13 protein-coding genes are annotated in these 11,283 nt (G+C 62.1%); 5 read left to right on the top strand and 8 right to left on the bottom strand.

The annotated features are described in order from the left end of the window. From VFE81_RS24305 to VFE81_RS24295, 3 genes are all read left to right on the top strand, one after another. Nucleotides 1-236 (top strand): glutathione binding-like protein (locus VFE81_RS24305; protein WP_325047018.1); only part of this gene is annotated, 236 nt, incomplete at its 5' end. A 308-nt stretch (nucleotides 237-544) separates the two neighbouring features. Continuing rightward, on the top strand, nucleotides 545-805 hold the full coding sequence (locus VFE81_RS24300) for a DUF6723 family protein (RefSeq protein WP_325047017.1): 261 nt from the start codon (nucleotides 545-547) through the stop codon (nucleotides 803-805). Between the two features lie 99 nt (nucleotides 806-904). Further along, complete coding sequence (locus VFE81_RS24295) at nucleotides 905-1,495, top strand: hypothetical protein (protein WP_325047016.1); 591 nt, start codon at nucleotides 905-907, stop codon at nucleotides 1,493-1,495. Nucleotides 1,496-1,586: 91 nt separating this feature from the next. On the opposite strand, the gene glmS is transcribed toward VFE81_RS24295, so the two are convergent. From glmS to VFE81_RS24270, 5 genes are all read right to left on the bottom strand, one after another. Beyond that, complete coding sequence (gene glmS / locus VFE81_RS24290) at nucleotides 1,587-3,404, bottom strand: glutamine--fructose-6-phosphate transaminase (isomerizing) (protein ID WP_325047015.1); 1,818 nt, start codon at nucleotides 3,402-3,404, stop codon at nucleotides 1,587-1,589. A 60-nt stretch (nucleotides 3,405-3,464) separates the two neighbouring features. Continuing rightward, nucleotides 3,465-4,826 (bottom strand): bifunctional UDP-N-acetylglucosamine diphosphorylase/glucosamine-1-phosphate N-acetyltransferase GlmU, encoded by a 1,362-nt coding sequence (gene glmU, locus VFE81_RS24285; protein WP_325047014.1) that lies wholly within the window; start codon nucleotides 4,824-4,826, stop codon nucleotides 3,465-3,467. A 132-nt stretch (nucleotides 4,827-4,958) separates the two neighbouring features. Next, entirely contained in the window at nucleotides 4,959-5,957 is a 999-nt protein-coding gene (gene ttcA / locus VFE81_RS24280; RefSeq protein ID WP_325047013.1) for a tRNA 2-thiocytidine(32) synthetase TtcA, read from the bottom strand. Nucleotides 5,958-5,960: 3 nt separating this feature from the next. Further along, nucleotides 5,961-6,356, bottom strand: a complete 396-nt coding sequence (locus tag VFE81_RS24275; RefSeq protein WP_063497570.1) for a dihydroneopterin aldolase — start codon at nucleotides 6,354-6,356, stop codon at nucleotides 5,961-5,963. Between the two features lie 97 nt (nucleotides 6,357-6,453). Next, the gene (locus VFE81_RS24270) at nucleotides 6,454-7,272 is read right to left on the bottom strand and encodes an SDR family oxidoreductase (protein WP_325047012.1); all 819 of its coding nucleotides are present in this window, start codon (nucleotides 7,270-7,272) and stop codon (nucleotides 6,454-6,456) included. 13 nt (nucleotides 7,273-7,285) lie between these two features. Here VFE81_RS24270 and VFE81_RS24265 point away from each other — a divergent pair, with 13 nt between their 5' ends. Continuing rightward, complete coding sequence (locus VFE81_RS24265) at nucleotides 7,286-8,488, top strand: class I SAM-dependent methyltransferase (protein ID WP_325047011.1); 1,203 nt, start codon at nucleotides 7,286-7,288, stop codon at nucleotides 8,486-8,488. Nucleotides 8,489-8,510: 22 nt separating this feature from the next. Continuing rightward, nucleotides 8,511-8,705, top strand: coding sequence for a DUF2905 domain-containing protein (locus VFE81_RS24260; RefSeq protein ID WP_172176246.1), 195 nt, complete (start codon nucleotides 8,511-8,513; stop codon nucleotides 8,703-8,705). Nucleotides 8,706-8,708: 3 nt separating this feature from the next. Here the strand turns inward: VFE81_RS24260 and VFE81_RS24255 are convergent, their stop codons facing one another. From VFE81_RS24255 to VFE81_RS24245, 3 genes are all read right to left on the bottom strand, one after another. Further along, nucleotides 8,709-9,941: a multifunctional CCA addition/repair protein gene (locus VFE81_RS24255; RefSeq protein ID WP_325047010.1), complete on the bottom strand. Its 1,233-nt coding sequence runs from the start codon at nucleotides 9,939-9,941 to the stop codon at nucleotides 8,709-8,711. After that, entirely contained in the window at nucleotides 9,938-10,591 is a 654-nt protein-coding gene (locus tag VFE81_RS24250) for a glutathione S-transferase family protein (RefSeq protein ID WP_325047009.1), read from the bottom strand. The genes VFE81_RS24255 and VFE81_RS24250 overlap by 4 nt, the downstream gene beginning before the upstream one ends. Before the next feature lie 30 nt (nucleotides 10,592-10,621). Beyond that, on the bottom strand, nucleotides 10,622-11,283 hold a 662-nt coding region (locus VFE81_RS24245), incomplete at its 5' end, for a complex I NDUFA9 subunit family protein (protein WP_325047008.1).

The raw sequence follows: 11,283 nt of genomic DNA, 5'->3' as shown, positions 1-11,283 counted from the left end.
CCGTGACGAGCCAACTGCAGGCGTCGCCCTATTTGCTCGGAGACAAGATGTCGGCTGCGGATATCTTGTGGGGCATCGCGTTGCATTGGGGGATGATGTTCAAGCTGGTGCCGGAGACGCCGGTCGTGCTCGCGTACACCCAGCGCATCTGCTCGCGGCCGAGCTTCGTGCAGGTGAGTGAGCGGGATGTTGCGCTGGCGGCCGAACATGAGGCGGCAGTCAAAGCCGCAGGATGATGTTGGCGGCCTGCCTGCTATGGTGATCCAGGACGCGGTACGCAGGCGGCCTGCCTGCTGCGGTGATCTAGGGACGCAGGCGCCGGCCCTGCCGCGGTGACTCAGGACGCCGCATGCGGGCGCCGGCCTGCCGCGGTGATCCACACGGGACGCACAGGCGCCAGCCTGCTGGCTGATCGAGCATCCGGTTCAACGCGCCGGGATTTGAGACAATGAGGGCCGCCGGTGAATGTTTTCCCGGGACAACCGGGCGCGGCCCTGACCTGTCGAGCAGGCGCCGCCCCATTGAACAAGAGACGTTTTCAGGTATGAGCAAGACTGCATTTATTCCCAGCGTCCCCGCGACGTCGGAGGACGACTTTGACGTGTCGGCAACGTCAAAACTGGCTGGCTATCGCCGTTTTTTCGGCATGTTGAAAGTGGTTCGAACCACCGATGGCCGAGTGCTATTCCCGTTCGACGGCGCGCCGGAACTCGGACCTTATGCGACCAAGCTGGAAGCCGTCGCAGCGGCGCAGGTGTACGGCGAGCACATCGTGACCAGCGACCTTGCGCGTCCGGAACTGTAAGCGCGGGAGCGTGGCTGGCTCCTTTTCGGTGACTTAGGTGGTTGCTCAAGTCAGTCATTCGGAATCGTCATTTTGAGGTGGTCACTTCGGGAGCAACGGATGACTCGTCGACGCAAAGTGGGCTCATCGGCCGCGGTCACATGGACTACGGTTGCGCTGATGGCGGTTTGCTCTCAATCCGGCTTCGCTCAGGGCGCTGACACCGAAGCCGGTCAACAGGCGCTCGGAAAAGCCGAGGTCGTTCACGCACAGGTCCGTGTGGCGGCGATCTACCCGGCCACCAACAGCGTCACACTACGTGGCCCGCACGGCAATCTGGCGGATGTCGACGTGAATCCCCAGTTGGCCGATGTCAGGAAACTGCGGGTTGGCGACAAGCTGAACGTCGCGTATCAGCAGGCGCTACTGCTTCAAGTCGATAAGGTGAAGACCAAAGGTGTTCGTGAACGCATCGAGACGACGGTGGCGATACCGGCTTCAGCGGGATACGCGTCGTCGGCGCATAGGGTGCAGATTGTCGCGACGGTGCTGAAGATCGACCGCATGAGCCGGATGGTGACGCTACGTGGGCCGAAGCATCAGCAGGTGCTGAGGGCAGCGGAGAGCATTCCGCTCAATGAGCTGAAAGTCGGTGACAGTGTGCGGGCGGAGTTTGTTTCGGCGGCTGCGGTGGAGGTGGTGAGGGAGTGAGATGCGCTGTTGAGGCAAAAAAGAGGCAAAAAAAGCCGCCCGCAGGCGACCGTTTTTTCAGCGCGAAGTTGGCGATAGCTGCCTATCTGCCTCACTCCACCGTAACCGACTTGGCCAGATTCCGCGGCTTATCCACATCCGTGCCTCGCGCACACGCGGTGTGATAAGCCAGCAACTGCAGCGGCACCACGTGCAGAATCGGCGACAGCAAGCCGTAGTGCTCCGGCATCCGGATCACATGCAGGCCTTCATCATTGACGATCTTCGTATCCGCGTCCGCGAACACATAAAGCTCACCGCCCCGCGCGCGCACTTCCTGAATATTCGACTTCAGCTTCTCCAGCAGCGCGTCATTCGGCGCCACCGTCACAACCGGCATCGCTTCAGTCACAAGCGCCAGCGGCCCGTGCTTCAGCTCACCAGCCGGATACGCTTCCGCGTGGATATAGGAAATCTCCTTGAGCTTCAACGCACCTTCGAGCGCGATCGGATAATGCAGGCCACGCCCGAGGAACAGCGCATGTTCCTTGCGCGAAAACTCTTCCGACCACGCGATGATCTGCGGCTCCAGCGCCAGCACGCTATTCAACGCTGCCGGCAAGTGGCGCAGCAGTTTCAGGTATTCGGCTTCCTGCTCCTTGCTGACCTGGCCACGCAGCTTTCCGAGCGTTGCGGCCAGCACGAACAGCGCAACCAGTTGCGTCGTAAACGCCTTCGTCGAGGCCACACCGATCTCGCGACCCGCGTGTGTCAGGAACGACAATTCCGTCTGGCGCACCATCGCGCTCGTGCCGACATTGCACACCGCCAGCGTATGTTTATGCCCCAGCGACTGCGCGTGCTTGAGCGCTGCCAGCGTATCGGCCGTTTCACCCGACTGCGAGATCACCACCACCAGCGACTTCGGATTCGGCACCGACTCGCGATAACGATACTCGCTGGCAATCTCAACCTGGGTCGGGATTTTCGCGACCGATTCGAGCCAGTACTTCGCGGTCAGCCCCGAGTAGTAGCTCGTGCCACACGCGAGAATCAGCAGGTTGTCGATATCCGCGAACACCTTGTCGGCGCCCTCGCCGAATAGCGACGCGTCAAAGGAATCGCCTTGCGGGATCGTGTCGGTAATCGCACGCGGCTGCTCGAAAATTTCCTTCTGCATGAAATGACGATACGGGCCGAGTTCGACCGCGCCGCCATACGCCGCGACCTGGCGCACTTCGCGCTGCGCTTCGTTGCCGTCACGATCGGCAATACGCACGCCCTCGAGCGCCAGTTCGCAGACGTCGCCCTCCTCAAGGAAGATGAAGCGTTCAGTGCTGCCGGCAAGCGCCAGTGCATCCGAAGCGAGGAAGTTCTCACCGTTGCCAAGTCCCACGACCAGCGGCGAACCTTGCCGCGCGCCGACCACCGTATGCGGCTGATCCTTATGCAGCACCGCGATCGCATACGCGCCGTGCAATTGCGCGACGGCTTCACGCACCGCGGCAAACAGATCGCCGCGATACAGGCTGTGAATCAGGTGCGCGATAACCTCTGTATCGGTCTGCGAGACAAACGTGTATCCCTTACCGCGCAGCATTTCACGCAGCGTCTCGTAGTTCTCGATGATGCCGTTGTGTACCACCGCGAGCGCGTCTTTCGAGAAGATCGGGTGCGCGTTGTCGGTTACCGGCGCGCCGTGCGTCGCCCAGCGCGTATGCGCGATACCCGTGATGCCCTCGAGATGGTTCTCACGCACCTGCTCGTCCAGATCGGCGACGCGCGCGACGCTGCGAGCGCGACGCGGCCCTTCATTACCGAGTACCGCGACGCCGCACGAATCGTAGCCGCGATATTCGAGGCGACGCAGTCCTTCGATCAGGACGGGAACGATATTACGTTGCGCAACCGCGCCGACAATGCCACACATGGCTTATTCCTTTTCAGTGCTGGGTTTCAGGGAGCGCGCTCCGCGCGCGCGTCACGCCCATCAACTTTTCTTCTTCGTCGGGCGAACATAGCCCGGCTTGCTTGTTTGAGTCTTGCCGTTCAGGACGAGCATGTCTTCTTCGACATCCTTCCAGACCGTTGTGCCCGCCGCGATCGTCACGCCGCGCTTCACGCGCACGGGCGCCACGAGTTGCGTGTCCGAGCCGACGAACACGTCGTCTTCGATGATCGTGCGGAATTTGTTCGCGCCGTCGTAGTTACAGGTGATGGTACCCGCGCCGATATTCACGCGCGCCCCGATATCCGCATCGCCGATATACGTAAGATGGTTCGCCTTCGAGCCACGACCGAGTACCGCGTTTTTCACCTCGACGAAGTTGCCGACGTGCGACTCGTCCTGCAACAACGCACCCGGACGCAGCCGCGCATAGGGGCCGAGCACGACGTTCGCACCGACTTCGGCGCCTTCGATATGCGTGAACGCGTCAATGCGCGTACCAGCGCCGATCGTCGCATCGCGGATCACGCAATTCGGGCCGACGGTGACGTTATCGGCCAGCGTGACGCGGCCTTCGAACACGCAGTTCACGTCGATCGAGACGTCACGGCCGCATTCGAGCGTGCCACGCACGTCGAGGCGAGCCGGATCGGCAAGCGTCACGCCGGCCACCAACAGCGTCTCGGCGATATTGTGCTGATGAATCCGTTCGAGCTCGGCAAGCTGCTGCTTGCTGTTCACACCGAGCGTTTCCCACTCTTCGTCAGGCTGGGTGGTGATGACTTCGAGCCCCGCCTCGATCGCCATCTCGACAGCGTCGGTCAGATAGAACTCGCCTTGCGCGTTGTCGTTCTTCAATGCCGTGAGCCAACCGGCGAGGCGCTCGGTGGGCGCGACGATGATGCCCGTGTTGATCTCGGCGATCTTGAGCTGCTCGGGCGTCGCGTCTTTCTGTTCGACGATGCGCAACACCCTACCGTGCTGATCGCGCACGATGCGGCCATAGCCGCTGGGGTCGTCGAGCGTGACGGTGAGCACGCCGTAGCCGCCCTGGCCCGCGCGATCGGTCAATGCCTGCAGTGTGCTGGCGCGCGTGAGTGGCACGTCGCCGTATAGCACCAGCGTGGGTTGGGACGGATCGAGCAGCGGCAGCGCCTGCTGCACCGCGTGGCCTGTGCCGAGTTGCTGCTCCTGCACGGCGAACTGGACGTCGGGTGCCGCTACCGCTTGACGCACGGCTTCGGCGCCATGGCCGACCACCACGACCAGACGCGTGGGCTTGAGCGCACGGGCGGTGTCGATGACATGAGCGAGGAGTGGCCGGCCGGCCAGGGGATGGAGCACCTTGGGAAGCGCGGACCGCATGCGCTTACCGGTGCCTGCCGCCAAAATCACGATGTTCATGGCGTCGGCAATCAGACGAGTTTGGAGCCGATGATTCTATCACGCAGTCCATGACGACAAAGGCCGCTCGCGCGGCCTTTTTGCGGGCAGAAATGCGTGGAAACACACGTTTTCCGCGCGTTTCAACGCCCCTTACATATCGTCGAACTGGACGATCGAGATCGGTTTCGCTCCGTTGAGCGACGCGCCTTCGCCGATATCGGTCGAACACGGCTCTTCGTCGAAGGCGATATCGCCTTGCGGATCGGCTTCACCCGTTGCGCGCAGACCGGCGAACGGAAACAGCTTGTGATCCATCAGGTGCGACGGCACGATGTTCGACAACGCATTGAACATATTCTCGATGCGGCCCGGAAAGCGCTTCTCCCAATCGCGGATCAGCGCCTTCATTTCAGCGCGTTTCAGGTTCGGCTGGCTGCCGCACAGATTGCACGGAATGATCGGGAATTCGCGCAGTGCCGCGTATTTTTCCAGATCGGTTTCCTTCACGTAGGCAAGCGGGCGGATCACGATGTTCTTGCCGTCGTCCGATTGCAGCTTGGGCGGCATGCCCTTCAGCTTGCCGCCGTAGAACATGTTCAGCAGCAGCGTTTGCAGAATGTCGTCGCGATGATGGCCGAGCGCGATCTTGGTCGCGCCGAGTTCGCCCGCCACGCGATACAGAATGCCGCGACGCAGCCGCGAGCATAGCGAGCAGGTCGTCTTGCCCTCCGGCACCAACCGCTTGACGATGCTGTACGTGTCCTGATTCTCGATGTGAAACGGAATGTCGAGTTGTTTCAGGTACTCGGGCAGCACATGCTCCGGAAAACCCGGCTGCTTCTGGTCGAGATTCACAGCCACGATGTCGAAGTTGATCGGCGCGCGTTCGCGCAGCCGCATCAGAATTTCGAGCATCGCGTAGCTGTCTTTGCCGCCCGACAGGCAGACCATCACCTTGTCGCCTTCCTCGATCATGTTGAAGTCGACGATCGCCTCACCGACCTGGCGCGCGAGCCGCTTGAACAGCTTGTTGTTCTCGTAGGCTTCTTTCTGCTCGCGGCGCGTGAGCGGCGCTTTGCCCGCCGGGGCGTGCGCGGCCTGCGCAGCGCCAGGAGCCGCGGCATCGTTCAGGATTTCCTGAGCATTCATGGCTCAATCCTCTTTGATGCGGAAAACTTCGACGCCCACCGCGTCGCAGTCGGGATAAACGTCCGGCTTTTCGGTCGACACGCACACGGCGCGCACCTGCGGATGATCGAGGAGTGCCTTGACGAGGTCGTCGCAGAGTGTTTCCTGCAAGTGGATATGACCTTGCTCGACACGGCGCGCGATGGTCGAACGCATGAAATCGTAATCGACGACTTCGTTCAATTTGTCCTGAACCGGCGTGGACAGCGCGAGCGGCACGAACAGTTCGACGTTGATCACGACGCGCTGTTCGCCACGCTTTTCGAAGTCGTGCACACCAATGTTGATGTGCACTTCGTAATTGCGCAGAAAGAGCCGGCGGCAATCGGCGAGCCGGGGATGCGAAAGAGCGGCAAACATGTTCGTTCCAGTCGAAAAAAGTGTGCGGAGCACGCAAAGGGGCACTTCAACGCGTGGGCGGGCGCCGGTTCGACCCGGCAACAGGCACGCGCGCGGTTCAGGCGCCCGTCAAAAACATTACGTCGCGCGGCAGCGGCACAAGGTGCTGCCCGCCGTCGACCACCAGCGTCGTTCCGGTGACACCCGCTGCATCGGCGAGATACAGCGCGGCGGTGACAATATCCTCCGGCCGCGACGCGCGGCCCAAAGGCGTAGCGCGGTGAGCTTCTTCAAAACCTGCCGGCGTCTGATCGGCGGATTGCATCGTCAGACCGGGCGCGAGCCCGACCACGCGCACTTTCGGCGCCAGAGCCTGCGCCAGCGCAACCGTCGCTGTCTGCAACGCTGCCTTCGACAGCGTGTAGGACAGGTAGTCCGGATTCATGTTGTACAGCTTCTGGTCCAGCACGTTGATCACGACCCCGCGCTGGCTTTCGTCGGTGCGCGCCGCCTCCGGTGTGGCCTCGAACAGCATACGCGCCAGCACGAGCGGGGCGCCGAGATTCATCGCGGTCAGCTTCAGCAGAAGGTCGTAACCGACGTTGAGCGCCGTGTCTTCTTCGAAGCGCGACGCATTATTGACGATACACGCCGGGCGGCCCAGCGCCGCAATACATGCAGCCATTAGCCGCTCGACCTGGGCCTCGTCGCCCAATTCCGCGTGCAAAGCCACCGCCCGGCGGCCCAAAGCGACGATTTCGGCGACCACTTCGTCGGCCTCCTCCCGCGAGGCGCCGTAATGGACCGCTACGTCCCAGCCGCGCGCGGCGAAGCCGAGCGCGAGCGAGCGCCCGATGCGGCGGGCGGCGCCGGTAATCAGCACGATGCGCGGCGTTTCAGGCGCGCGGGCGGCGGCGGTGTCCAGAGAGGCGGTCATTTACAATGCGGGGATGAATCCGAAAGCTCACCAACCCGATAGTTTACCTGCTCCCGGCCCAAGCGCGCTTGCGCAGTCCGAAGCGCTGGTCGCGCAGATCCGTGCGGAGCTCGAAACAGCAGGCGGCTGGCTGCCGTTCGACCGCTACATGGAGCGCGCGCTTTACGCGCCGGGATTCGGCTATTACAGCGGCGGCGCCCGCAAATTCGGCCTGCGCAGCGACGATGGTAGCGACTTCGTGACGGCGCCGGAAATGTCGCCGCTGTTCGCCACGACGCTGGCACGCCCACTCGCTGAAGCCTTGCAGGCGAGCGGCACGCGTGACGTGATGGAATTCGGCGCCGGCACGGGCAAACTGGCTGCCGGCTTGCTGAACGCGTTCGGCGCACTGGGCGTCGAATTCGACAGCTACTCGATCGTGGATTTGTCGGGTGAATTGCGCGAGCGCCAACGCGAGACGATCGAGGCCGCCGCGCCGGAACTGGCCGCGAAGGTGCGCTGGCTGGACGCATTGCCCGAGCGATTCGAAGGTGTGGTGATCGGCAACGAGGTGTTGGACGCGATGCCCGTGCGGCTTTTCGCCTTTACTGGCGGCGCCTGGCACGAACGCGGCGTGGTGTGGCGCGACGAGACTTTTGCGTTCGACGACCGTCTGGTATCAGCGGCTACGGACCATGCGTTTCTGGCTGAGCTTCTGGCTGAGATCGACACTGCCGGCGAAGACTACGTGACCGAGACGCATGACGCCGCCAAAGCGTTCACGCGGACCATTTGCACGATGCTCACGCGTGGCGCGGCGTTCTTCATCGATTATGGTTTTCCGCGTCACGAGTACTACCATGAACAGCGCGCGCAGGGCACGTTGATGTGCCATTACCGGCACCGGGCGCATGGTGATCCGTTTGTTTATCCGGGTTTGCAGGACATTACTGCACATGTGGAATTTACCGGCATTGCCGAAGCCGGAGTCGAGACTGGCGCGGACTTGCTGGGGTTCACTTCGCAAGCGCGGTTCTTGTTGAATGGAGGGATTACCGAGGCGTTGTCGGCGCTCGATCCAACGGACACGACGAGGTTTTTGCCAGCGGCGAATGCGGTGCAGAAGTTGTTGTCCGAGGCGGAGATGGGCGAGCTTTTCAAGGTGATCGCGTTTTCGCGCGGACTGGACGACACGCTGCAAGCGTTTTCCAGCGGCGACCGGTCACATACGCTGTGATTTTTTGCCTTAGGGATTTGCAATGATCCGCTGGCTGTTGACTACGTTTGTTGCGGTGGCGGTGTTGTCGGCCTGCTGGCCGTGGCTCAGGAAGATTGGGATTGGGCGGATGCCCGGTGACGTAACGTTGCGGCTCTTTGGGCGGGAGTATCCGTTTCCGTTTATGTCGACGCTTGTGCTTTCTATGGTGTTGTCGCTTATCGCCAGGGTTTTGTAGCCTCTAGCCCATCGCCATTTCAACTGCGCGGACTCGTTCCTGGTGCACGGCATCCTTGATTCCAGCGGGAGCGTCGGCAAGCTGCTTAGCCACAGCGCCAGCATCCACGCCTCGCGCAGCCACCAGCGCAACCCGCAACCGCTCAGCCTGCGGATACGCCCGCATCTCAAACCCAAGCCGCCCACGAGCATCCGCCTCGCAAGCCTGCAAGGCTTCAGCAAAGCGCGCCGGTTTCCGAATCGCATCGCTGCGCTCGAGCAGCCTCACCAACGCGGCAGCGCCCATCTCCATCACGCGATGAATATTCCCATGCTCCCGCGCGACCAGCAGCGCCAGGTCGCGGCACTCATTCGGCACCCGCAGCCGTTCGCATAACGGTTTCAGCAAATCCACACTGCGCCCTTCATGCCCGATGTGCCGCGGCAATACATCATCCGGCGTCGTCGCTTTACCCAGGTCGTGCGTGAGTGCCGCGAAACGAACCGGCAACGCGTACCCCTGCTGCGCGGCATGGTCGAGCACCATCATCACATGCACACCCGTATCCACTTCGGGATGGTAATCAGCCCGTTGCGGCACGCCGAACAGCGCGTCGATCTCCGGCAGGATTCGCACCAACGCGCCGCATTCCCGCAGCACCTCGAACATGCGGGACGGCTTTTTCTCCATCAATCCGCGTGACACCTCCTGCCATACCCGCTCAGCCACCAGTGCATCCACCTCACCGTCAGCCACCATCGTGCGCATCAGCGCCATCGTCTCCGGCGCAACGGTGAAATCGACGAAACGTGCCGCGAACCGTGCGATCCGCAAAATCCGCACGGGGTCTTCGAGAAACGCATCGCTAACGTGACGAAAAAGCCGAGCCTGCAAATCCCCCTGGCCGTTGAACGGATCGATCACCGGACCGGTCAGTTCGCCGTCCGGGCGCACCTCGCGCGCCATCGCGTTGATCGTCAGGTCACGGCGAGCGAGGTCCTCTTCGAGCGTGACGTCCGGTGCGTAGAAGAACTGGAAGCCGTGATAGCCCGCGGCCGTCTTGCGCTCGGTGCGCGCGAGCGCGTATTCCTCGTGAGTCTGCGGATGCAGGAACACCGGGAAATCCTTGCCCACCGGACGATAACCCTGCGCCACCATCTGCTCGGGTGTCGCGCCAACCACCACGTAATCACGGTCCTGCACTGGCACGCCCAGCAACTCGTCGCGAATGGCTCCGCCTACCGCGTAGATATTCATGGGCATACGTCTTGATAGGGAATCGTGTGCGTTTCCCGAAGCGCGTCCTCGATCCACGCCTTCACCGCCGGCAGCGCCGTCATGCGATCCACATAGGCCGCAGAGGCTTCCGATAGCGCCGGCTGCCACGTTTTGAAGCGCATCACGACGGGCGCGTACATCGCGTCGGCAATGCTGAACTCGCCGAACAGGAAGGGGCCGCCATATGTGTCGAGACAGCTGCGCCAGATCGCCTCAATACGCGCGATATCGGCCAGCGCGCCCGGCGTGGCGTTCTTGCCAGGAAACGATGCGCGAATGTTCATCCACATGTTCGAGCGCAAGTCGCCGAAACCCGAATGCATCTCGGCGCTCACGCTGCGCGCGTGGCTGCGCGCCGCCGGGTCGCGCGGCCACAGCGCATGCAGCGGAAAGCGTTCAGCCAGCGTCTCGGCGATCGCCAGCGAATCCCATGTGGCCGATCCGTCGTCGCCGATCAAACACGGCACCTTGCCCGGACCCGTCGGCGCGTGCGCCAGGATCGCGGACTTCGTGCCGGGTTCATACAGGTGAATCAGCACCTCTTCGAACGGAATACCGAAATGTTTGAACAGCAGCCACGGACGCATCGACCATGACGAATAGTTCTTGTCACCGATAAGCAGCTTCATGCTTTGTATAAGAGAGAAGATAAAAAAGATTCAGCGCCCCGCGCTGGCGCGAAACGTGTCGAAGCGTGAGCGCGCCGATGTGCCGGTCAGATATACAGGCGCGATCGTTTCAATGCTGGCGGGTTCGATGCCGAGTTCAGGCGCAAGCGGTCCGCTCAACACGTTGTCGACCTTCATCGAATCGAGATTGTCGCGTGAGATCACCGGTTCGCCCGGCGCCATTTCGAACGTCAGTGCTTGCAGACGCGCCAATGCTTCCGGCAGGCGAATGATCCTCGCATGCCGGCCAATCACATCACCGCAATACTTCACGAGGTCTTCGAGTGCATAGACGGTCGGGCCACCGAGTTCGTAGGTATGGCCGCTGGCCGCATCGAGATCGAGCACGTTGCAGATCGCTTTTGCCACGTCACCGACGTACACCGGCTGGAATTTCGCATCCGGCATGGCAAGTGGAATCACCGGAAACATCCGCTGCAGAAACGCAAACTTGTTGAGGAACTGGTCCTCGGGCCCGAACACCACGGACGGCCGGAAAACCGTCCACGCCAGGTTCGCCGCGTGCACGGCTTTTTCGCCGTCACCCTTCGAGCGCGAATACATGCTCGGCCCGTTCGAGTCGGCGCCGAGCGCGCTGATATGAATCAGCCGGTGCACGCCCTTGCCTTCGCAAGCCGCAACGATCTTGGTCG

Source organism: Paraburkholderia sp., assembly GCF_035656215.1.
In the GTDB taxonomy this organism is placed as follows: domain Bacteria; phylum Pseudomonadota; class Gammaproteobacteria; order Burkholderiales; family Burkholderiaceae; genus Paraburkholderia.
Note: the sequence above shows the minus strand (reverse complement) of the source record. Positions and strands in the feature narration are given on the sequence as shown.